Origin of the sequence: Pseudomonas sp. JDS28PS106 (assembly GCF_036706555.1) — a bacterium.
GTDB lineage: Bacteria > Pseudomonadota > Gammaproteobacteria > Pseudomonadales > Pseudomonadaceae > Aquipseudomonas.
The window spans coordinates 187,016-208,464 of the sequence record NZ_JBAJGT010000005.1 but is presented as its reverse complement, the minus strand read 5'-3'; the positions used below and the strand labels follow the sequence as shown (position 1 = coordinate 208,464).

General features: G+C 63.3%; 17 protein-coding genes. 11 read left to right on the top strand and 6 right to left on the bottom strand.

What is annotated here, in order from left to right; genetic code table 11:
* Positions 1-7: 7 nt before the first annotated feature.
* Positions 8-1,750: a PTS fructose-like transporter subunit IIB gene (locus tag TRP66_RS10285; RefSeq protein ID WP_333401551.1), complete on the top strand. Its 1,743-nt coding sequence runs from the start codon at positions 8-10 to the stop codon at positions 1,748-1,750.
* Between the two features lie 202 nt (positions 1,751-1,952).
* On the top strand, positions 1,953-2,894 hold the full coding sequence (locus TRP66_RS10280) for an AEC family transporter (RefSeq protein WP_333401550.1): 942 nt from the start codon (positions 1,953-1,955) through the stop codon (positions 2,892-2,894).
* A 6-nt stretch (positions 2,895-2,900) separates the two neighbouring features.
* On the opposite strand, the gene TRP66_RS10275 is transcribed toward TRP66_RS10280, so the two are convergent.
* From TRP66_RS10275 to gatC, 5 genes are all read right to left on the bottom strand, one after another.
* Positions 2,901-3,932, bottom strand: coding sequence for a calcium/sodium antiporter (locus TRP66_RS10275; RefSeq protein WP_333401549.1), 1,032 nt, complete (start codon positions 3,930-3,932; stop codon positions 2,901-2,903).
* Positions 3,933-3,984: 52 nt separating this feature from the next.
* A complete protein-coding gene (locus tag TRP66_RS10270) occupies positions 3,985-4,353 on the bottom strand; it encodes a septal ring lytic transglycosylase RlpA family protein (RefSeq protein ID WP_333401547.1) in 369 nt (122 codons plus the stop codon).
* A 99-nt stretch (positions 4,354-4,452) separates the two neighbouring features.
* Positions 4,453-5,898 (bottom strand): Asp-tRNA(Asn)/Glu-tRNA(Gln) amidotransferase subunit GatB, encoded by a 1,446-nt coding sequence (gene gatB / locus TRP66_RS10265; RefSeq protein ID WP_333401545.1) that lies wholly within the window; start codon positions 5,896-5,898, stop codon positions 4,453-4,455.
* 12 nt (positions 5,899-5,910) lie between these two features.
* A complete protein-coding gene (gene gatA / locus TRP66_RS10260) occupies positions 5,911-7,362 on the bottom strand; it encodes an Asp-tRNA(Asn)/Glu-tRNA(Gln) amidotransferase subunit GatA (RefSeq protein WP_333401544.1) in 1,452 nt (483 codons plus the stop codon).
* A gap of 14 nt (positions 7,363-7,376) precedes the next feature.
* Positions 7,377-7,664: an Asp-tRNA(Asn)/Glu-tRNA(Gln) amidotransferase subunit GatC gene (gatC, locus tag TRP66_RS10255; protein ID WP_333401542.1), complete on the bottom strand. Its 288-nt coding sequence runs from the start codon at positions 7,662-7,664 to the stop codon at positions 7,377-7,379.
* Between the two features lie 206 nt (positions 7,665-7,870).
* Here gatC and mreB point away from each other — a divergent pair, with 206 nt between their 5' ends.
* The 8 genes from mreB to tldD all read left to right on the top strand — a co-directional run bounded on the left by mreB (position 7,871) and on the right by tldD (position 19,137).
* Positions 7,871-8,908 (top strand): rod shape-determining protein MreB, encoded by a 1,038-nt coding sequence (gene mreB, locus TRP66_RS10250; protein WP_002555108.1) that lies wholly within the window; start codon positions 7,871-7,873, stop codon positions 8,906-8,908.
* 231 nt (positions 8,909-9,139) lie between these two features.
* Complete coding sequence (mreC, locus tag TRP66_RS10245; protein WP_442965190.1) at positions 9,140-10,192, top strand: rod shape-determining protein MreC; 1,053 nt, start codon at positions 9,140-9,142, stop codon at positions 10,190-10,192.
* Positions 10,185-10,676 (top strand): rod shape-determining protein MreD, encoded by a 492-nt coding sequence (mreD, locus tag TRP66_RS10240; RefSeq protein ID WP_333401514.1) that lies wholly within the window; start codon positions 10,185-10,187, stop codon positions 10,674-10,676. Before mreC ends, mreD begins: the two co-directional genes overlap by 8 nt.
* Before the next feature lie 69 nt (positions 10,677-10,745).
* Positions 10,746-11,357: a Maf family protein gene (locus TRP66_RS10235; RefSeq protein WP_333401513.1), complete on the top strand. Its 612-nt coding sequence runs from the start codon at positions 10,746-10,748 to the stop codon at positions 11,355-11,357.
* On the top strand, positions 11,354-12,811 hold the full coding sequence (rng, locus tag TRP66_RS10230; protein ID WP_333401512.1) for a ribonuclease G: 1,458 nt from the start codon (positions 11,354-11,356) through the stop codon (positions 12,809-12,811). Before TRP66_RS10235 ends, rng begins: the two co-directional genes overlap by 4 nt.
* Positions 12,812-12,988: 177 nt before the next feature.
* Entirely contained in the window at positions 12,989-16,804 is a 3,816-nt protein-coding gene (locus TRP66_RS10225) for a YhdP family protein (protein WP_333401511.1), read from the top strand.
* Positions 16,805-16,849: 45 nt separating this feature from the next.
* A complete protein-coding gene (locus TRP66_RS10220; protein WP_333401510.1) occupies positions 16,850-17,695 on the top strand; it encodes a carbon-nitrogen hydrolase family protein in 846 nt (281 codons plus the stop codon).
* A gap of 2 nt (positions 17,696-17,697) precedes the next feature.
* Entirely contained in the window at positions 17,698-19,137 is a 1,440-nt protein-coding gene (gene tldD / locus TRP66_RS10215) for a metalloprotease TldD (RefSeq protein WP_333401509.1), read from the top strand.
* 44 nt (positions 19,138-19,181) lie between these two features.
* On the opposite strand, the gene yjgA is transcribed toward tldD, so the two are convergent.
* Positions 19,182-19,703 (bottom strand): ribosome biogenesis factor YjgA, encoded by a 522-nt coding sequence (gene yjgA / locus TRP66_RS10210; protein ID WP_333401508.1) that lies wholly within the window; start codon positions 19,701-19,703, stop codon positions 19,182-19,184.
* A gap of 107 nt (positions 19,704-19,810) precedes the next feature.
* On the opposite strand from yjgA, the gene pmbA reads away from it, so the two are divergent.
* The gene (pmbA, locus tag TRP66_RS10205; protein ID WP_333401507.1) at positions 19,811-21,157 is read left to right on the top strand and encodes a metalloprotease PmbA; all 1,347 of its coding nucleotides are present in this window, start codon (positions 19,811-19,813) and stop codon (positions 21,155-21,157) included.
* Positions 21,158-21,449: the final 292 nt, after the last annotated feature.

Genomic DNA, 21,449 nt, shown 5'->3' with positions numbered 1-21,449 from the left:
ACACATCATGAAGTTAGCCATAGTAACGGCCTGCCCGAACGGCAAGGTCAGCAGCGTACTCAGTGCGCGATTGCTCGACGCCGCCGCCCAGCGCCGGGGCTGGGAAACCTGTGTCGAGGTGATTGACCCGCACAAGCCGGATCGTCATCTGTCGGCCATGGATATCGAAGCGGCCGATGTGATCCTGGTGGTCAACACCGGGCCGCTGGACTTGAACCGCTTTGTCGGCAAGCGGCTGTTCCAGAGCGCGCCTGCCCAAGCGTTGCAGGATGTCGACGCGTTCTTGCAACGGGTCGAGCGTGAAGCCCAGGTTCACGTCGCGGGGGCCGAGGATGTGGCGAGCGCGGCAAGCAGTAGCGAGCGCGCGCCGCGTATCGTCGCGGTCACCGCCTGCCCGACGGGCGTCGCGCACACCTTCATGGCGGCCGAAGCCTTGCAGCAAACGGCCAAGCGCCTGGGCTATGACTTGCAGGTCGAGACTCAAGGTTCGGTTGGCGCCCGCAATCCGCTCAGTGCCCAGGCGATTGCCGAGGCCGATGTGGTGCTGCTGGCGGCCGATATCGAAGTGGCGACCGAGCGTTTTGCCGGCAAGAAGATCTACCGGTGCGGCACCGGTATCGCCTTGAAGCAGTCCGAGGCGACGCTGAACAAGGCGCTGGCCGAAGGCAAGGTCGAGTTGGCGGGCAGTGCCGAGAAGGCGCCGGCCAAGCAGGAGAAGACCGGCGTCTACAAGCATTTGTTGACTGGCGTGTCCTTCATGCTGCCGATGGTAGTGGCCGGTGGCTTGCTGATCGCCTTGTCGTTCGTGTTCGGCATCAATGCCTACAAGGAAGAGGGCACCCTGGCCGCGGCCTTGATGCAGATTGGCGGCGAAGCGGCCTTCAAATTGATGGTGCCGCTGCTCGCAGGCTATATCGCCTACTCCATCGCTGACCGGCCAGGCCTTGCGCCGGGGATGATCGGCGGGCTGCTCGCCAGCACCCTGGGCGCTGGCTTTATCGGCGGTATCGCGGCCGGCTTCATCGCGGGCTACAGCGCCGCGGCAATCAATCGTTATGCCCGCTTGCCGGCCAGTGTCGAGGCGTTGAAGCCGATTCTGATCATTCCACTGTTCGCCAGCCTGTTCACCGGTCTGGTGATGATCTATCTGGTCGGCAAACCGGTGGCAGGCGTGCTGGAAAGCCTGACCCACTTCCTGGACAGCATGGGCACCACCAATGCGCTGCTGTTGGGCGTGTTGCTCGGGGCCATGATGTGCGTCGACCTCGGCGGCCCGATCAACAAGGCCTCCTACGCCTTTTCGGTCGGCTTGCTGGCGTCGCAGAGCTACGCGCCGATGGCGACGGCCATGGCGGCCGGGATGGTGCCACCGATCGGCATGGGCATCGCGACCTTGCTGGCGCGCCGCAAATTTGCCCAGAGCGAGCGTGAGGCGGGCAAAGCCGCTTTCGTGCTGGGGCTGTGCTTCATCTCCGAGGGCGCGATCCCGTTCGCCGCCAAAGACCCGTTGCGCGTCATCCCGGCCAGCGTGGTCGGCGGCGCTCTGACCGGCGCGCTTAGCATGTATTTCGGCTGCAAGTTGATGGCCCCGCACGGCGGTCTGTTCGTGATGCTGATTCCTAATGCCATCAATCATGCGCTGCTGTACCTGCTGGCGATCGTGGCAGGCAGTCTGTTGACCGGGGTCGTATATGCCGTGATCAAGCGGCCTGAAGTCGCCGAGCTGGATGTGGCACCTGCGGGAGCCTGATTCTGGCGTGTAGGAGCGGCTTTAGCCGCGATCTGCCGCAAAGCGGCAGCAAAACGGATGAGCGCGACGAATCGCGTCAGGGTTCATCGCCAGCAAGCTGGCTCCTACAGGACGTCCCGCCCGGTCACGGTTAATTGCTTGCAACTCTGCCGCCAAGGTCGCTTATGATGAGGGACCTAACGAATAGGCAGGGTTGCAAGGCATGCTGGGCATATTTCTCGAAACCCTGAATATCACCGCGCCGGTCTTCGCCATGCTGTTCCTTGGCGTTCTGCTCAAGCGAATCGGCGCGATCAACGACGGTTTCATCGTTTCCGCCTCCGGCCTGGTGTTCAACGTCACCATGCCGGCATTGCTGTTTCTGGGCATCATCCACGCCGACCTGCGCGATGCGCTGCAACCCAAACTGCTGATCTTCTTCAGTGTCGTCACGTTGTTGAGCTTCGCCTGCACCTGGGCATGGGCCGTGCGGCGCTGCCCGCATGCCGATCGCGGGATCTACGTGCAGGGCTCGTTTCGCGGCAACAACGGCGTCGTGGGGCTGGCGCTGGCGGCCAGCATGTACGGCGACTATGGCATTTCCGTGGGCGCGATTCTCGCGGCGCTGGTCATCGTGTTCTACAACACGCTGTCCACCATTGTGCTGGCGGTGTACAGCCCGGTCATCAAGTCCGACCCCTGGAGCATCTTCAAAAGCGTGCTGGCCAACCCCTTGATCATCAGCGTGATAGTGGCCTCGCCCTTTGCTTACTTCGAGATCGCCTTGCCCAACTGGCTGGAGAAGTCAGGCAGCTATCTGGCGCAGATGACCTTGCCGCTGGCACTGATCTGCATCGGTGGCACGCTGTCGCTGGCGTCCCTGCGCAAGAGCGGCAAGCTGGCGGTCAGCGCCAGTCTGGTGAAAATGGTCTGGCTGCCGCTGTTCTGCACGTTGCTGGCCTGGATCGTTGGTTTCCGTGGTGCGGAGCTGGGCATTCTGTTCCTGTACTTCGGCAGTCCGACGGCCGCGGCCAGTTACATCATGGCGCGGACCGCCAACGGCAATTACGAGCTGGCGGCGGCGATCATCGTACTCACGACGCTCGCGGCGGCGGTCACGACCAACATCGGGATCTTCGTCCTGCAATGGGGCGGCTGGATTTAGAGGGTCTTAGTGCTGCCGCCTCCACGCCCGCACGATACCCCAGGCCACCAGCGCTGACAGCACGGGAAGGATGAACCGCAGCATGGCGCTTTCCAGTTGCTCGGCCAGGAGCATGCCGGTGCTGATCGATACGAGGTGCAAGCCGTAGGTCAGATACAGCGACAACAGCAGCAAGCCTTCGATACGGTCGATCCGGTAGCCGGAATAGAACAGCGGTAGGCACAGCGCAGCCACGCCGAGCAGTACAGGCAGGTCAAACACCAGCGCGTTGGGCGAAACTGACAGCGTATCCGGCGCCACCATCGCCGTCAGTCCCAGCACGCCCAGCATGTTGAACAGCGTGCTGCCGATCACGTTGCCTACCGCAATGTCGCGTTCGCAGCGCAGCGCGGCGATCAGCGAAGCGGCCAGGCCGGGAAGCGATGTCGCCACGGCGATCACGGTCAGGCCGATGACCCGCTCGGACAATCCCAGGTTGAGGGCGATCACCACCGAAGCGTCCACCAGCAGGTGGCCACCCAGAGCAAGCGTCAGCAACCCTGCCAGCAGCATCGCGAGTCTGGAGCCCGTGCGAGGCGAGGCGGAGCCTGCGGTATGTCCGTGACGCGCGCTCTGTCCGGCCTGGCGCAGGACGATGAACAGACAGATCGCCAGACCCGCCAGCAGAATGGCGCCGTCGAGCGTGTCCAGTTCCCGGTCCCACGCCAGTCCGGTCACCAGCAGGCAGGCCGCGATCATCAGCGGGATATCGATGCGCAGCACCTGACGCGCTACGCGCAGTGGAATGATCAGCGAGCAGAGCCCGAGGGTGACCAGCACGCTGAAAATGCCACCGCCGATCACGCTGCCCACGGCGATGTCCGTATTGCTGGAAAACGCCGCCTGGAGACTGACCGCAGCCTGCGGCGCGCTGCTGCCAAGCGCGACCACGGTCAGGCCGATGATCAACGGCCTGATTCGCAGGATCGCCGCCAGATCCACGGCGGCGCGTACTGCCAGCTCCGCGCCGAACAGCAGGAGCAGCAGACCGCTCAGCAACTGGATGAGAGCCGGGGCGGGCAGGGTGGCTAGCTGAAGGATGTGCGGCTCCTCAGTCCAGGCTCTGGACGCGGACTTTGGCGACGCCGCTGCGCAGCATGCCGAGCTGTTCGGCCGCTTTGCGCGAAACGTCGATCACCCGGCCGCGGCCGTGAGGGCCCCGATCGTTGATGCGCACGATGACGGATCGGTCGTTTTTCAGGTTAGTGACTTTGACGCGCGTGCCGAACGGCAACTGCCGGTGGGCGGCGGTCAAGGAATTCTGATTGAAGGTTTCGCCGCTGGCAGTGCGTTTGCCGTGGTGACGAGCGCCATAGTAGGAAGCACCGCCGGTTGCATTGTAACCGTGCGGGTCGATTTCGTGACTGGCGCAGCCGGCCAGCAGGGAGATGAGGCAGAAGGGGAGGAGCAATTGGCGCATAAGGTGTGGTTCCTGGGTTAGCCGGGATACCGCTTATCGCCAGCAAGCTGGCTCCTACAGGCGGGGGACCGTAGGAGCCGGCTTGCTGGCGATGGGGCGTCAGCCTTCCAGCTTGGCCTTGAGCAGCTGGTTGACCTGCTGCGGGTTGGCCTTGCCTTTGGAAACCTTCATCGCCTGGCCCACGAAGAAACCGAACATCTTGCCGCGCTTGGCTTCGTCGGCCGCACGGTACTGTTCGACCTGCTCGGCGTTGGCCGCCAGCATTTCGTCGAGCATCGACTCGATGGCGCCGGTGTCGGTTACCTGCTTCAGGCCGCGTTTTTCAATGATCTCGTCGGCGCTGCCTTCACCATTGGCCATCGCCTCGAACACCATCTTGGCGATCTTGCCGGAGATGGTGTTGTCGAGGATGCGCTTGAGCATGCCGCCCAGTTGCTCGGCGCTGACCGGCGATTGTTCGATCTCCACGCCCTGCTTGTTGAGCAGGCTGCCCAGCTCGACCATGACCCAGTTGGCCGCCAGCTTGGCGTCGCCGCCGATGCTCACGACCTGCTCGAAGTAATCGGCCTGTTCGCGACTCGAAGCCAGCACGCTGGCGTCGTAGGCGGACAGTTCGTATTGGCTCTGGAAGCGTTCGCGTTTCTGCTGCGGCAGTTCCGGTAGCGTGGCGCGAGTCTCTTCCAGGAACGAGTCCTCGATGACCACCGGCAGCAGGTCCGGGTCGGGGAAGTAACGGTAGTCGTTGGCTTCCTCCTTGCTGCGCATGGCGCGGGTTTCGTCCTTGTTCGGGTCGTACAGGCGAGTCTGCTGAACCACCTTGCCGCCGTCTTCGATCAGGTCGATCTGGCGCTGGATTTCACTGTTGATCGCCTTCTCGATGAAGCGGAACGAGTTGACGTTCTTGATCTCGCAGCGGGTGCCGAACTCGGCCTGGCCCTTCGGACGTACCGACACGTTGCAGTCGCAACGCAGCGAGCCTTCGGCCATGTTGCCGTCGCAGATGCCCAGGTAGCGCACCAGCGCGTGGATCGCCTTGACGTAGGCCACGGCTTCCTTGGCGCTGCGCATGTCCGGTTCGGAAACGATCTCCAGCAGCGGCGTGCCGGCGCGGTTCAGGTCGATGCCGGTCATGCCGCTGAAGTCTTCGTGCAGGCTCTTGCCCGCGTCTTCTTCAAGGTGGGCGCGGGTGATGCCGACGCGCTTGACCGTACCGTCTTCCAGGGTGATGTCCAGATGGCCCTTGCCGACGATCGGCAATTCCATCTGGCTGATCTGGTAGCCCTTGGGCAGATCCGGGTAGAAGTAGTTCTTGCGGGCGAACACGTTCTGCCGGCCGATCTCGGCGTTCACCGCCAGGCCGAACTTGCACGCCATGCGCACGGCTTCTTTATTGAGCACCGGCAATACGCCAGGCATGCCCAGATCGACGAGGCTCGCCTGGGTGTTGGGTTCGGAGCCGAACGTGGTCGCGCTGCCGGAAAAGATCTTCGACTGGGTCGAGAGCTGGGTATGGATCTCCAGCCCGATGACGACTTCCCATTGCATATAAGTGGTTCCTCAGAAGCCTTCAGGGGTACGTGTGTGCCAGTCAGTCACTTGCTGATACTGATGCGCGACGTTCAACAGACGGCCTTCCTGGAAATACGGAGCCAGCAACTGCACGCCGACCGGCAGGCCTTCGACGAAGCCGGCGGGCATCGACAGACCCGGCAGACCCGCGAGGTTGGCGGTGATGGTGTAGAAGTCTTCCAGATACTCCGCGATCGGGTCGTTGGTCTTGGCGCCGATCTTCCAGGCCGGGTTGGGCGTGGTAGGACCGAGGATGACGTCGACTTCGGCGAATGCGGCCATGAAGTCGTTCTTGATCAGGCGACGGATCTTCTGCGCTTGCAGGTAGTAGGCGTCGTAGTAACCAGCCGACAGGGCATAGGCGCCGACCATGATGCGACGCTGCACTTCCGGACCGAAGCCTTCGGCGCGCGAGCGCTTGTACAGGTCGGTCAGGTCCTTGGGGTCTTCGCAGCGATAGCCAAACCGCACGCCGTCGAAGCGCGACAGGTTCGAGGATGCTTCCGCCGGTGCGATGACGTAATAGGCCGGGATACCGTGCTGCAGGTTCGGCAGGCTGATTTCCTTGACCACGGCGCCGAGCTTTTCCAGCTCCTTGACGCTTTCCTGCACCAGTTGCGCGATACGCGGGTCCAGGCCGGCGCTGAAGTATTCCTTCGGCAGACCGATGCGCAGGCCCTTGATCGACTCGTTCAGGCTCGCGGAGTAGTCAGGTACAGGCTCATCGATGCTGGTCGAGTCGTTGGGGTCGAAGCCGGCCATGCCTTGCAGCAGCAGGGCGCAGTCTTCGGCAGTGCGCGCCATCGGGCCTGCCTGATCGAGGCTCGATGCGTAAGCGATCATGCCCCAGCGCGACACGCGACCGTAGGTCGGTTTGAGGCCGGTCAGGTTGGTCAGCGCGGCAGGCTGGCGAATCGAGCCGCCGGTGTCGGTGCCGGTGGCGGCAGGCAGCAGGCGCGCGGCAACGGCGGCGGCCGAGCCACCCGACGAACCGCCGGGCACGTGTTCCAGGTTCCACGGGTTCTTCACCGCGCCGTAATGGCTGGACTCGTTGGCCGAACCCATGGCGAATTCGTCCATGTTGGTCTTGCCGAGGGTCACGGTGCCGGCGGAGGCGAGCCGGGATACCACGGTGGCATCGTACGGCGCCTTGAAATTGTCGAGCATCAGGGAGGCGCAGCTGGTGCGGATGCCCTGCGTGCAGAACAGGTCCTTGTGCGCCAGCGGCGCGCCGAGCAGAGCGCCGGTCTCGCCGGCGGCGCGCCGTGCGTCGGCTGCCTGCGCCTGGGTGATGGCCAGATCTTCGGTCAGGGTGATGAAACTGTTGATCTGCGGGTCGAGCGTCGCGATGCGCGACAGCAGGGCACGGGTCAGTTCTTCAGAAGAAAACTTCTTTTCGGCGAGTCCGCGAGCGATCTCGGCCAGAGTCATTTGATGCATGCAGGCTCTTTCCCTTACTCGATGACTTTGGGTACCAGATACAGGCCGTCTTCGACCGCTGGGGCGATGGCCTGGTAGGTGTCACGACGATTGTGTTCGGTCACGGCGTCATCGCGCAGGCGCTGAGAGGCTTCCAGCGGGTGGGCCAGCGGCTCGATGCCGGTGGTGTCCACTGCCTGCATCTGATCGACCAGGCCAAGGATGCTGTTAAGTGCTTCGGTGGTGCGTGGGATATCGGCGTCATTGAGGCCCAGTCGGGCCAGATGAGCGATCTTTTCCACGTCGGAGCGTTCAAGCGCCATCGGGTATCTCCAGTGGAAGACCGGCGACACAGGGTCGTCGGCCGATTGCGGAACACGCTCGCGTTCTGGCGGTCTTACGCCGCCAACGCCTTGGGTCGTGTTCAGAAAACGGCCAATTTAACATATTGGCTCCTTGCCCAAAATCCCTGTCGTTGTTAGAGTTTGCCGCACTTTTTTACCCACGCGTTCCCTAGGGTCCCTTTCCCATGTTCAAGAAACTGCGTGGCATGTTTTCCAGTGATCTATCCATCGACCTGGGCACTGCCAACACCCTTATTTACGTGCGTGAGCGCGGTATCGTTCTGAATGAACCCTCTGTCGTTGCCATCCGTACCCACGGCAACCAGAAGAGCGTCGTGGCTGTAGGTACCGAAGCCAAGCGCATGCTGGGTCGTACACCAGGCAACATCGCAGCCATCCGCCCGATGAAGGACGGCGTGATCGCCGACTTCAGCGTGTGCGAGAAGATGCTGCAGTACTTCATCAACAAGGTGCACGAAAACAGCTTCCTGCAGCCCAGCCCTCGCGTGCTGATCTGCGTACCGTGCAAGTCCACCCAGGTTGAGCGCCGCGCCATTCGCGAGTCGGCCCTGGGCGCGGGCGCGCGCGAAGTATTCCTGATCGAAGAGCCGATGGCCGCTGCCATCGGTGCCGGCCTGCCGGTCGAAGAAGCCCGTGGTTCCATGGTCGTCGATATCGGCGGCGGCACCACCGAAATCGCGCTGATCTCGCTCAACGGCGTCGTGTACGCCGAATCCGTGCGTGTGGGCGGCGACCGTTTCGACGAGGCCATCATCACCTACGTGCGCCGCAACTACGGCAGCCTGATCGGCGAATCCACCGCCGAGCGCATCAAGCAGGAAATCGGTACCGCCTATCCGGGCGGCGAAGTCCGTGAAGTCGACGTTCGTGGCCGTAACCTGGCCGAAGGTGTACCACGCGCCTTCACCCTGAACTCCAACGAAGTGCTCGAAGCCCTGCAGGAATCGCTGGCGACCATCGTGCAGGCGGTCAAGAGCGCGCTGGAGCAATCGCCTCCGGAGCTGGCTTCCGACATCGCCGAGCGCGGTCTGGTGCTGACCGGCGGCGGCGCGCTGCTGCGCGACCTGGACAAGCTGCTGGCCCAGGAAACCGGCCTGCCGGTCATCGTTGCCGAAGACCCGCTGACCTGCGTGGCTCGTGGCGGCGGTCGTGCGCTGGAGATGATGGACAAGCACACCATGGACCTGCTCTCCAGCGAGTGATTCGCCTGGAATGACGTTCATGGGGTCTTTGTATGCAGGTAGCCTCTGTGCTACCTGTATGCGTTAGGCTGACGCCGAAGCAAGGTGCCTAATCTTTCCATCTGTCCAGGCCGGTTCCATACCGCATGAATTACAGCCATTCGACGCTCGGTCTCACGAGCGCTTGCCCCGGAGGAGCGGCCTATTAAACCGCTCTTCACCAAAGGCCCGTCGTTGGGCGTGCGCCTGCTCGTGCTGGTCGTACTCTCGGTCGCCCTCATGGTGGTCGATGCCCGCTTCTCGTTGCTCAAGCCTGTGCGCAGCCAGATGTCGCTGGTGCTCATGCAGTCCTACTGGATCGTCGATCTGCCACAGCGCATGTTCCAGGGCGTTGCCGGCCAGTTCGGCAGTCGCACCGAGCTGATCGCCGAAAACGAAAAACTCCGCACCGAAGCGTTGCTGCTTCAGGGCCGTTTGCAGAAACTGGCAGCCCTGACCGAGCAGAACGTCCGCCTGCGCGAATTGCTCAACTCTTCGGCGCTGGTCAACGAGAAGGTCGAGGTCGCCGAACTGATCGGCATGGACCCGAACCCGTTCACCCATCGCATCATCATCAACAAGGGCGAGCGCGACGGCGTGGTGCTCGGTCAGCCGGTGCTCGACGCCCGTGGCCTGATGGGGCAGGTGGTCGAACTGATGCCCTACACCTCGCGTGTGCTGCTGCTGACCGATACCACCCACAGCATTCCGGTGCAGGTCAATCGCAACGGCTTGCGCGCCATTGCCAGCGGCACCGGCAACCCGGAACGCCTGGAGCTGCGTCACGTGGCCGACACGGCCGACATCAAGGAGGGCGACCTGCTGGTGAGTTCCGGCCTGGGCCAGCGTTTCCCGGCGGGTTATCCGGTGGCGACGGTCAAGGAAGTCATTCATGACTCCGGCCAGCCTTTCGCGATTGTCCGGGCCGTGCCGACCGCAGCCTTGAATCGCAGCCGTTACCTGCTGCTGGTGTTCTCCGACGGACGCTCGCCGGAAGAGCGCGCCGCCGAAGCCGCGCAGGCGCAGGAGTCCATCGACCGTGGGGTCGAGCCTGCCGTCGCGCCGACGTTGCCGCCGCTCGCGCCGGCATTCCCGATGTGGCCGCAGCCGGTGGTTCCACAATTCCCGTCAGGTACCGGGCATTCCAGGCCGACCGGTCAGGCGCCCGCCAGCGCGCCGGCGACTCCCGCTCCAGCCACGCGTCCTGCGGGCACGCAGACGCCGGCTTCGGCACCATCCACTTCTCGGGGGCCAATCGATGGCTAGGCATGTTTCCGGGCGCAATGGCTGGGTCGTCTGGCTGAGCTTCGTCATCGGCCTGCTGCTGAGCGTTTCGCCGTTGCCGCAGTTCATGGAAATCTTCCGCCCGCTCTGGCTGGCGTTGCTGCTGACCTTCTGGGCGCTGACCCTGCCGCACAAGGTCGGCATGGCTACCGCTTTCCTGCTGGGACTGATGGAGGACGTGCTCTACGGCACGTTGCTGGGCCAGAATGCCCTGATCCTGTGTCTGATCACGTTCCTGGTCATGACGCTTCAGCAACGCCTGCGCATGTTCCCCATGTGGCAGCAGTGTCTGGTGCTGCTGGTTGTATTCGGCCTGGCGCAACTGGCCCAGCTGTGGCTCAGCGCGCTGACCGGCAATCGTCAGCCCACGCTCGCGCTGGTTCTGCCGGCGCTGGTCAGCGCACTGCTATGGCCGTGGGTCAGCTATGGTCTGCGAGGCCTGAGCAAACGTCTGAAAATCAGCTAAGCGCAACGTGAGCGCGGGCGCCTGGATGGCGCAATGCCGCGCTCGCTTCACCGACACGGAGATGTCCGTATGCCCACGCTTTATCTGGCCTCTGGGTCACCGCGCCGTCGTGAACTCTTGACTCAGATCGGTGTGTCGTTCACCACCTTGAGCGCTCAGATCGACGAAACCCCGCTCATCGATGAAAGCCCCGCGGCTTACGTGCAGCGATTGGCGCACGGCAAGGCCGCGGCCGGGCTGGCCGCGCTGGCCGCGCTGGGCGATGCCGCGCACGCCTGCGTGCTGGGCGCGGACACTGCCGTGGTGCTCGACGGACAGATACTTGGCAAACCTGCTGACCAGGCCGATGCGCTGCGCATGCTGGCAGGTCTGTCCGGACGTGAACACGATGTGCTGACCGCCGTTGCCATCGTCGATAGCCAGCGCGGGGAAAGTTGCGTCGTCACCAGTCGCGTGCGTTTTCGTCAGATAGCCGAACCGGAGGCGCAGGCCTACTGGGCCAGCGGCGAACCGCTGGACAAGGCCGGCAGCTATGCGATTCAGGGGCTGGCGGCGGTCTTCGTCGAGGCCCTGCAAGGCAGCTACTCTGGGGTTGTCGGGCTGCCTCTGTGTGAAACCGCAGACCTGTTGAGTCGTTTCGGCATACCCTGTTGGCAGAGCCTGGAAGGTGACAAGCCATGAGTGAAGAGATCCTGATCAACATCACCCCGATGGAGTCGCGGGTGGCGGTGGTGGAAAACGGTGTTCTGCAAGAGGTTCACGTCGAGCGCACCCAGCGTCGGGGTATCGTCGGCAACATCTACAAAGGCAAGGTCGTTCGCGTGCTCCCGGGCATGCAGGCGGCCTTCATCGACATCGGTCTGGAACGCGCGGCTTTCATTCACGCGTCGGAAATATCCATGCGCGAAGGTCCTGCCGTGGAGACCATCAGTTCGCTGGTCCATGAAGGCCAGAGCCTGGTGGTGCAGGTCACCAAGGACCCGATCGGCAGCAAGGGTGCGAGGCTGACAACCCAGCTTTCGATCCCTTCGCGCTATCTGGTCTACATGCCGCGCACCGCCCATGTCGGGATCTCGTTGAAGATCGAGGACGAAGGCGAACGCGAGCGCCTCAAGAAAGTGGTCAGTGACTGCGTTGCGCTCGAAGGCATCAAGGAGGCGGGAGGCTTCATCCTGCGTACCGCCGCCGAGGGCGCGGGCGCCGATGAGATTCTCATGGACATCCGTTACCTGCGGCGTCTGTGGGATCAGATCGGCGAACAGATCAAGTTCATCAGCCCGCCCAACGTGATCTACGAAGACCTGGGGCTTGCCCTGCGCACCCTGCGCGATCTGGTCAGCCCGCGCATCGAGAAGATCCGGATCGACTCGCGGGAAACCTTCCAGAAGACCACCCAGTTCGTGGCCGAGTTGATGCCGGAAATCGCCGATCGTCTCGAACACTATCCCGGCGAGCGGCCGATTTTCGACCTGTATGGCGTCGAGGACGAAATCCAGAAAGCGCTGGAGCGCAAAGTGCCGCTCAAGTCCGGTGGCTATCTGGTGGTCGATCCGGCCGAAGCGATGAGCACCATCGACGTGAACACCGGAGCGTTCGTCGGCCATCGCAATCTGGAAGAGACCATCTTCAAGACCAACCTGGAAGCGGCTACCGCCATTGCGCGCCAGTTGCGCCTGCGCAATCTGGGCGGGATCATCATCATCGATTTCATCGACATGGAGGACGGCGAGCACCAGCGGCAGGTCCTGCGCACGCTGGAAAAACAGCTCGAACGGGATCACGCCAAGACCAATATCATCGGGATTACCGAGCTTGGGCTGGTGCAGATGACCCGCAAGCGCACGCGCGAAAGCCTCGAACAAGTGCTGTGCGAGCCCTGTCATTGCTGTCAGGGGCGCGGCAAGCTCAAGACGCCTGAAACCGTCTGCTACGAAATCTTCCGCGAAATTCTCCGGGAAGCGAGGGCCTATCAGGCGGTCGGCTATCGAGTACTCGCTAACCAGCGGGTGGTGGACCGGCTGCTGGACGAGGAATCGGGTAACGTAGCCGAACTTGAAGCGTTCATTGGCCGGACCATTCGGTTTCAGGTCGAAACCATGTACTCACAGGAACAATACGACGTAGTGCTGCTCTGAAGTGGCTGACTTCGCGAGAATGCAGAGCCATGCCCGTGGGGCACGGCGCAAAGCCCTTTGGACGAGAACGATGCGTGGCAATTGAGCAATACCCTAACCTGGTTGCACCCGCGCGAGTGAGCCAGGTCCGTTTCAGGCAAGCCCGATGGCGCACTGCATTGTGGAGGGCCTTCTGACATGGAGCGTCTCCCCCGAATCTTCGCAGCCCTGACACGGTGGGGCCTGATGCTGTGTGCGCTGCTGGTGGTGCTTGCCGCGTTGTACGTGAGCCTGGGCCGGCAACTGGCACCCATGGTGGCCGAATACCGGGTCGACCTCGAGAGCCGGGCTTCGACGGCGCTCGCCATGCCGATCCGGATCGGCGGGCTGCAGGGCGGCTGGGCGGGCTTTGACCCGATCTTCACGGCCCGTGACGTGACCGTGGGCGAGGGCGCCAATGCTCTGCATCTGGACCGCGTCAGGGTCGTACCGGACGTCTGGAAAAGTCTGATCGCCCGTGACGTCCGGCTGGCGCACCTTGAGGTCAGCGGCTTGCAGCTCAGTCTCAAGCAGGGCGCGGACGGCAAGTGGGCGGTCCAGGGCCTTCCGGTGCACGACGAGGCGCCACTAGATCCCGAACAACTGCTCAACCGCATGCAGAGTGTGGCGCGGCTGTCGATGTTCGACAGCCAGGTGACGTTGCGGCCTCTCAACGAGCCGCCGCTGACGTTTTCCTACGTCAGCTTCAGCCTGGCGACCGGTGGCTATCATCAGCATCTGGCCGCTCGCTTGAACCTGCCCGACGGCCAGCCCGTGGCACTTGACCTGCGTGGGCGGGTGGACGCCCACAAGTGGAAAGAAGCCGAGGCGGACGCCTACCTCAGCCTGCCGCAAAGCGATTGGGCGAAATGGGTGCCGAAAAGTCTGCTGCGGCAGTGGAACATGCCTGTTCTGCAAGCCGGGGGCGAGATCTGGCTCGGCTGGGGTCAAGGTACGCTGCAAAGCGCCGTGGCGCGGCTCAATGCTCCTGAAGTGCGCGGCGCTTATGGGAGCCGCAAAGCCATCACGCTCGATAACATCGCGCTCAACGCCTGGTTCAAGCGCAGCGAACAGGGCTTCGAGCTGACCACCGACTCGCTGGCCCTGAGCCTGGGCAAGGACCGTTGGGAAAGCCGCCTGCATCTGATCAAGACTGACGCCGCCGAGGGCCGCGAAGAATCCTGGCATGTGCAGGCCGATCGCCTCGGCCTGACCGCGCTGACCCCGATCATCGAAGCCCTGGCGCCGTTGCCCGAACAGGCCATGACGGCGGTCAACCGGTTGAAGGTGACGGGCGCTCTGCGCAACGTGCTGGTCGATTACCGGCCACGGGCGACCGGAGATCGGCGTCTGGGTTTCGCGGCCAACCTGGACCGCGTCGGTTTCAACGCCTGGCATGGCGCACCGGCGGCCGGCAACGTCAGCGGCGCGATCAGTGGCGACCTCGGGCAGGGCGAGCTGCGGCTGGCCAGCGACAATTTCATGCTGCATCTGGACCCGATCTTCGCCAAGCCCTGGACTTATCCCAAGGCCAACGCGCGCTTGACCTGGAAGCTGGACGACCAGGGTTTCACGCTGATTGCGCCCTACATCAAGGTGCTCGGGGACGAAGGCAAGATCGCGGCGGACTTTCTGATTCGCCTGCACTTCGAAGATCACCGCGACGATTACATGGACCTTCGCGTTGGCATGGTCGATGGCCACGGACGTTACACCAGCAAATACCTGCCTGCCGTGCTCAGCCCGGAGCTGGACCACTGGTTGCGCACGGCTGTGGTCAAGGGCGCGGTCAACCAGGGTTTTTTCCAGTACCAGGGTTCCTTGAGCAAGAGCGCTCCCGCTACCGCGCGGGTCATCAGCCTGTATTTCGACGTCAGCGATGCGACCCTGGCGTTCCAGCCGGGATGGCCTTCGCTCACCGGGGTCGATGGCAAAGTGTATGTGGAAAACAGCGGGGTACGGATCCGCGCCAGCAAGGGACAGTTGCTCGGCACCCGGGTCAGCGACGTCAAGGTCGACATTCCGCACGTACCCTCGGGGCAGGTCAGCCATCTGCTGGTGGACGGCGGGTTCAAGGGGCCTCTGGTGGACGGTCTGAAAATCCTCCAGGAAGCGCCTATCGGCACGGCGGACACTTTTGCCGGCTGGCAGGGCGAAGGACCGCTGGACGGCCGCCTGAAGCTGGATATTCCGCTCGCGAAAGGCACCGAGCCGCGTATCGTCGTCGATTTCAAGACGGACAACGCGCGCTTGCGGCTGGCCGAGCCGCCTCTCGAATTGACCAGCCTCAAGGGCGATTTCCGTTTCGATAACGCCAAGGGGCTGAGCGCCAAGGGCGTACGGGCTCGGGCGTTCGATCAGCAGATCACTGCGGAAATCGCCGCCGAGGGCACGCCCGGGGCGAATCTGACGCGCATCGTTGCCAACAGTCAGATCACAGTCAAGAAGCTGACCGAATGGCTGAAGGTCACACAACCATTGCCGGTTGCCGGCACCTTGCCCTATCAATTGCAGCTCACTCTGGACGGCAAGACCACACCGCTGGTGATCACATCGCCGCTCACAGGCGTGACGGTCGACCTGCCGGCGCCCTTTGGCAAGCCGGCCGAGCAATCGCGCCCCAGCGAATTCCGCATGACGTTGCAGGGTGCCGAACAGCGTTTCGGCGCTACCTACGGAGAACTCGCCAGCCTGGCATTCGCGGCGCCCAAGGGGCAGCCGGAAGGCGGTCGCGGTGAACTCTATCTCGGGCGCGGCGGAGCCATAGTGCCGGACGCCAAGGGGCTGAGGGTGCGCGGGGAACTGGCGGAGCTGGATGTGACCCCCTGGCAAAACGTGGCCCAGCGCTACACCGGCAACGATCCGGGCGGCAGTGCAAAACAGTTGCTCAATAGTGTCGATCTGCAGATCGACAAACTGACGGCCATGGGCACCGCGCTGGATAATGCCCGCGTGCAGTTGCAGCGCAGCGCCGCTGCCTGGGCCTTGTCAGTGGACAGCCGGCAGATCAAGGGCACCGCGACATTGCCGGATGCCAAGGGCGCGCCCATCGGGGTCGATATGCTCTACGTTCGCTTGCCCGCTCCCGATCCCAAGGCCACGGTCCTGGAAAATGCACCGGACCCGCTGGGCGACGTCGCCCCGCGCACTATTCCGGCGCTCAACGTCAAGGTTGCCCAGTTGTATCAGGGCGACCAGTTGCTGGGTGCCTGGGCATTGAAAGTCCGGCCGTCCGCCACGGGTATCCGACTGTCCGACATGAGTCTCGGTCTCAAGGGCCTGCTGCTTGAAGGCCAGGGCAGCTGGGAAGGTGCGCCCGGATCGAGCGCCAGCTGGTTCAAGGGCAGCATGAGCGGCAAGAACCTGGCGGACGTGCTCAAGGCCTGGGGCTTTGCCCCGACGGTGACCAGCGAAAGTTTCGAGTTGAACGTCGACGGCCGCTGGCCCGGCTCGCCCGCCTGGGTAGGGCTCAAGCGTTACTCGGGAAGCCTGGACGCCACCTTGCGTCGTGGCGCGTTCGTCGAGGTGGAGGGGGGCGCGCAGGCGTTGCGCGTGTTCGGCCTGCTGAACTTCAACTCCATCGGTCGTCGCCTGCGACTGGATTTCTCCGACCTGCTGGGCAAGGGCCTGAGCTACGATCGGGTCAAAGGCTTGCTGGTCGGCAGCGATGGTGTCTACGTGACCCGCAATCCCATTACCGTGACCGGGCCGTCGAGCAATCTTGAGCTCAACGGCACGCTGGACATGGTCAAGGATCGGGTCGACGCCAAGCTGCTGGTGACGCTCCCGGTCACCAATAACCTGCCGATCGCTGCATTGTTGGTCGGCGCGCCGGCCATTGGCGGCGCGCTGTTTCTGGTCGACAAGCTGCTGGGCGATCGTGTCGCTCGCTTCGCCAGCGTGCAATACAAGGTCGAAGGCCCTTGGAAAGAGCCGAAAATCACCTTCGACAAGCCATTCGAAAAACCTCAGTAGGTTTTCATGGGGTACAGTGGCGACTCACCCTGTAAGGAAAATGTCATGAGCTTCGCCGTGATTCAGATGGTCAGCCAGAACGATGTTGCGGGCAACCTGGCCCAGGCGCGACGTCTGCTGGAACAGGCTGCCGAAGGCGGCGCCCGGCTCGCGGTGCTGCCCGAAAATTTCGCGGCCATGGGCAGGCGTGACGTCGCCGATATCGGCCGCGCCGAAGCCGCCGGTCAGGGGCCGATTCTGCCCTGGTTGAAACAGGCCGCCCGTGACCTCAGGTTATGGATTGTCGCCGGCACGCTGCCGTTGCCTCCTTTCGGAACACCTGACGGTAAAGTGACGGCCTGCTCGTTGCTGATCGACGAGCACGGCGAGCGGGTGGCGCGTTATGACAAACTGCACTTGTTCGATGTGGACGTCGCCGATGTCCGCGGTCGTTACCGGGAGTCGGACGACTATGCTCATGGGAACGACGTGGTCGTCGTCGACACGCCAGTAGGCCGGCTCGGGCTGAGCGTCTGTTACGACCTGCGTTTTCCTGAACTCTACACAGCGCTGCGCGAGGCCGGCGCGGAATTGATTACCGCGCCCTCGGCATTCACGGCAGTCACCGGAGCCGCGCACTGGGAGGTCCTGATCCGGGCGCGCGCCATCGAGACACAATGCTACGTGCTGGCGGCAGCGCAAGGGGGCATCCATCCCGGCCCCCGGGAAACCTTCGGGCATGCGGCGATCGTCGATCCCTGGGGACGAGTGCTGGCCAGCCAGGCTCAGGGCGAAGCTGTGCTGTTGGCGCAGCGCGATATTGAAGAACAGGCGTCCATACGGGCGCGGATGCCGGTGTCCAGTCACCGGCGCTTTTTTTCGCAGGGCGCGGTGCGGCCTGCTTCGGAGTGAATATGAGTGACTTGTCCTCTGTCAGCGAACACCTTCTGGCGCCCGGCGGCCTCAGTCTCGATAGCCTGCAGTCGGTGCTGGGCGAGCTGGCGGGGCCGGGGATCGACGCGGCGGATCTGTATTTCCAGGGCGTGATTTCCGAGTCATGGGCGCTGGAAGACGGCATCGTCAAGGAAGGCAGTTTCAACCTCGATCAGGGCGTGGGCGTGCGTGCCCAGTCCGGAGAGAAGACCGGCTTCGCCTACAGCAACGCAATCAATCTGGAAGCGCTGAGCACTGCCGCGCGCGCGGCGCGCTCGATCTCGCGGGCCGGGCAGAATGGCAAGGTCCAGGCGTTCACTGCGCAGGACGTGGCCCAGTTGTATGCACCGGACAACCCGCTGGAAGTGCTGACCCGGGCGGAAAAAGTCGAGCTGCTCAAGCGGGTGGACGCCGCGACCCGCGCGCTGGACCCGCGTATCCAGCAGGTGTCGGTCAGCATGGCCGGGGTCTGGGAGCGTATTCTGGTAGCGGCCGCCGACGGCAGTCTGGCGGCCGACGTACGTCCGCTGGTGCGTTTCAACGTCAGTGTCATCGTCGAACAGAACGGCCGTCGCGAACGCGGCGGACATGGTGGCGGCGGTCGCACCGATTACCGCTATTTCATCAATGACGACCGCGCCATGGGCTACGCCCGCGAAGCGCTGCGTCAGGCGCTGGTCAACCTGGAAGCCATTCCGGCCCCGGCCGGCACGCTGCCGGTGGTACTGGGTTCCGGCTGGTCAGGCGTGCTGCTGCACGAAGCGGTCGGTCATGGTCTTGAGGGCGACTTCAACCGCAAGGGCAGTTCGGCATACAGCGGGCGGATGGGCGAGAAAGTGGCATCGAGCCTGTGCACCATCGTCGATGACGGCACCCTGGCCGGTCGCCGCGGATCGCTGAGCGTCGACGACGAGGGCACTCCGACCGAATGCACTACGTTGATCGAGAACGGCATTCTCAAAGGCTACATGCAGGACAAGCTCAATGCTCGTCTGATGGGGGTGGCGCGCACCGGCAACGGCCGTCGTGAATCCTATGCGCACCTGCCCATGCCGCGCATGACCAACACCTACATGCTGGGTGGCGAAAGCGATCCGCAGGAAATCATCGCCTCGGTCAAGAAAGGCATTTATTGCGCCAACCTTGGCGGCGGCCAGGTGGACATCACCAGCGGCAAGTTCGTGTTTTCGACCAGCGAAGCGTATCTGATCGAAGACGGCAAGATCACCGCGCCGGTCAAGGGCGCGACCCTGATCGGCAACGGGCCCGAGGCCATGAGCCGGGTTTCGATGGTCGGCAACGACATGTCGCTGGACAGCGGCGTGGGGACTTGCGGCAAGGACGGGCAATCGGTACCGGTCGGCGTGGGTCAGCCGACGCTGAAGATCGATGCGATCACTGTCGGTGGTACGGGCAACTGAAACGGAGCGGGGGGCGACACATGTGGCCGGCCCCCAGGACGAATTCAGCGCAGACCGCGTTGAATCTCGTCCAGCTCGCGAATGTATTTGAAGATCTTGCGGCTGGTAGCCGGCGGCTTGTTACGTGCGATCTCGTGTTGAGCCTGACGGATCAACGACCGCAATTGTTGGCGATCGGCGTCCGGGTAGTCGACGACGAACTTCTCCAGATCGCTGTCGTCGCCGCCGATCAAGCGGTCGCGCCAGCGCTCCAGGGCATGAAAACGTTCGTTGTACTGGCGAGTGGAGGCGTCGAGCTGGTCGAGGACTTCCAGAATGGCGTCCTGATCCTGGTCGCGCATCAGCTTGCCGATGAACTGGATATGCCGTTTGCGCGCAGCGTTGGCCGTGTGCTTCGGCGCTTCGGCCAGAGCCTTGCGCAAACCGTCGGTCAACGGCAGTTTGGCAAGCACGTCGGGCTTGAATGTCGTGAGTCGCTCGCCGAGATCGACCAGAGCATGCAGCTCTCGCTTGATCTGGGTTTTGCTTTTCTCCCCGTCGAGGGAGTCGTCGTAAGAATCAACCATGGGGGCAGTCCGCAAATAAACGCCGCCATGATAACCAGTCGAGGGCCGCTTGTCCGGCCCGCTCGGTATTCGGCTCGTGCCGAAAGCAGAATTTGATGGAGAAAGCCATGAGTGCAACCCAAAGCGTCGGCCCACAGGCCTTGCCCGAACTGCAGGATCAGGTCGAGCAGATCATCGCCGAAGCCAGGCGTCAGGGCGCCAGCGCCTGCGAAGTCGCGGTTTCGCTGGAGCAAGGACTGTCGACATCGGTTCGCCAGCGTGAAGTGGAAACCGTCGAGTTCAATCGCGACCAGGGGTTCGGCATCACCCTGTACGTGGGCCAGCGCAAAGGTTCGGCGAGCACCTCGGCCAGCGGCGCCGATGCCATCCGCGAAACTGTCGCGGCGGCGCTGGCGATTGCCCGGCATACCTCCGAAGACGAAAGCGCCGGCCTTGCCGACGCCGCATTGATGGCGAAGGGAAACCAGGATTTCGACTTGTTTCACGCTTGGGAGATCACTCCTGAGCAGGCCATCGAGAAGGCGCTGATCTGCGAGGCCGCAGCCTTCGACGCTGACAGCCGCATCAAGAACGCCGACGGCACCACGCTCAATACCCATCAAGGCTGCCGGGTGTATGGCAACAGCAATGGTTTCGTCGGCGGATACGCTTCGACCCGACACAGCCTGAGCTGCGTGATGATCGCCGAGGGCGAGGGCCAGATGCAGCGCGATTACTGGTACGACGTCAGCCGCCAGGGCGAACTGCTGTCCGATGCACAGGGCATCGGCCGCAAGGCGGCACAGCGCGCGGCGAGCCGTCTTGGCGCGCGCCCGGTGCCGACCTGCGAAGTGCCGGTGCTGTTTTCCGCAGAGCTGGCGGGCGGGCTGTTCGGCAGTTTCCTGGGCGCGATATCTGGTGGCAACCTGTATCGCAAATCATCTTTCCTCGAAGGCGCGATGGGTCAGCGGCTGTTCCCCGAGTGGATGACCATTGACGAGCGTCCGCACCTGATGCGTGCAATGGGCAGCGCCGCGTTCGACAATGACGGGCTGGCGACCTATGCCAAGCCGTTCGTCGAAAATGGCGATCTGGTTTCCTATGTGCTGAGCACCTACTCGGGCCGTAAGCTGGGCCTGCCGAGCACTGCCAACGCCGGGGGCGTTCACAACCTGTTCGTCACCCATGGCAGCGAAGATCAGCAGGCGCTGATCCGGCGCATGGGGCGGGGATTGCTGGTGACCGAGCTGATGGGCAGCGGCCTCAATATGGTAACCGGTGATTATTCGCGCGGCGCGGCCGGCTTCTGGGTCGAGAACGGGGAGATCCAGTTCCCGGTTCAGGAAGTCACCATCGCCGGCAACATGCGCGAGATGTTCAAACAGATCGTCGCGGTCGGCAGCGACCTTGAACTGCGCAGCAACATCCGCACCGGTTCCGTGCTGATCGAACGGATGACCGTCGCGGGCAGCTGATTCGTACATTGCAATCCGCTCCACACACGGGTTCGTAGAGCGGATTCATCCGCGATCTGCCGCACAACAGCAGCCTTGCCTATCAGCGCGGTGTACTCGGATACACTGCGTTTGCGCTCCTCGCGGATAAATCCGCTCCTACAATCCGTTTTCACGACGCAATCTGCGATCTGCTGCGCATCGGCAGCCCCGCCAATCGACGCGGTGAAGCAGGTACACCGCGTTGGCGTGCCTTGCCGATCAATCCGCTTTCCCAGCTAGCACTCGTTTCACGCCCATCCCCTTGTTTTGA

Coding starts and splice junctions, on each gene's coding strand:
- pmbA (WP_333401507.1), top strand. CDS start 19,811: ATGAGTGCAACCCAAAGCGTCGGCCCACAGGCCTTGCCCGAACTGCAG.
- gatB (WP_333401545.1), bottom strand. CDS start 5,898: ATGCAATGGGAAGTCGTCATCGGGCTGGAGATCCATACCCAGCTCTCG.
- TRP66_RS10270 (WP_333401547.1), bottom strand. CDS start 4,353: ATGCGCCAATTGCTCCTCCCCTTCTGCCTCATCTCCCTGCTGGCCGGC.
- tldD (WP_333401509.1), top strand. CDS start 17,698: ATGAGTGACTTGTCCTCTGTCAGCGAACACCTTCTGGCGCCCGGCGGC.
- mreD (WP_333401514.1), top strand. CDS start 10,185: ATGGCTAGGCATGTTTCCGGGCGCAATGGCTGGGTCGTCTGGCTGAGC.
- gatA (WP_333401544.1), bottom strand. CDS start 7,362: ATGCATCAAATGACTCTGGCCGAGATCGCTCGCGGACTCGCCGAAAAG.
- yjgA (WP_333401508.1), bottom strand. CDS start 19,703: ATGGTTGATTCTTACGACGACTCCCTCGACGGGGAGAAAAGCAAAACC.
- TRP66_RS10285 (WP_333401551.1), top strand. CDS start 8: ATGAAGTTAGCCATAGTAACGGCCTGCCCGAACGGCAAGGTCAGCAGC.
- TRP66_RS10235 (WP_333401513.1), top strand. CDS start 10,746: ATGCCCACGCTTTATCTGGCCTCTGGGTCACCGCGCCGTCGTGAACTC.
- gatC (WP_333401542.1), bottom strand. CDS start 7,664: ATGGCGCTTGAACGCTCCGACGTGGAAAAGATCGCTCATCTGGCCCGA.
- mreB (WP_002555108.1), top strand. CDS start 7,871: ATGTTCAAGAAACTGCGTGGCATGTTTTCCAGTGATCTATCCATCGAC.
- rng (WP_333401512.1), top strand. CDS start 11,354: ATGAGTGAAGAGATCCTGATCAACATCACCCCGATGGAGTCGCGGGTG.
- TRP66_RS10225 (WP_333401511.1), top strand. CDS start 12,989: ATGGAGCGTCTCCCCCGAATCTTCGCAGCCCTGACACGGTGGGGCCTG.
- TRP66_RS10220 (WP_333401510.1), top strand. CDS start 16,850: ATGAGCTTCGCCGTGATTCAGATGGTCAGCCAGAACGATGTTGCGGGC.
- TRP66_RS10280 (WP_333401550.1), top strand. CDS start 1,953: ATGCTGGGCATATTTCTCGAAACCCTGAATATCACCGCGCCGGTCTTC.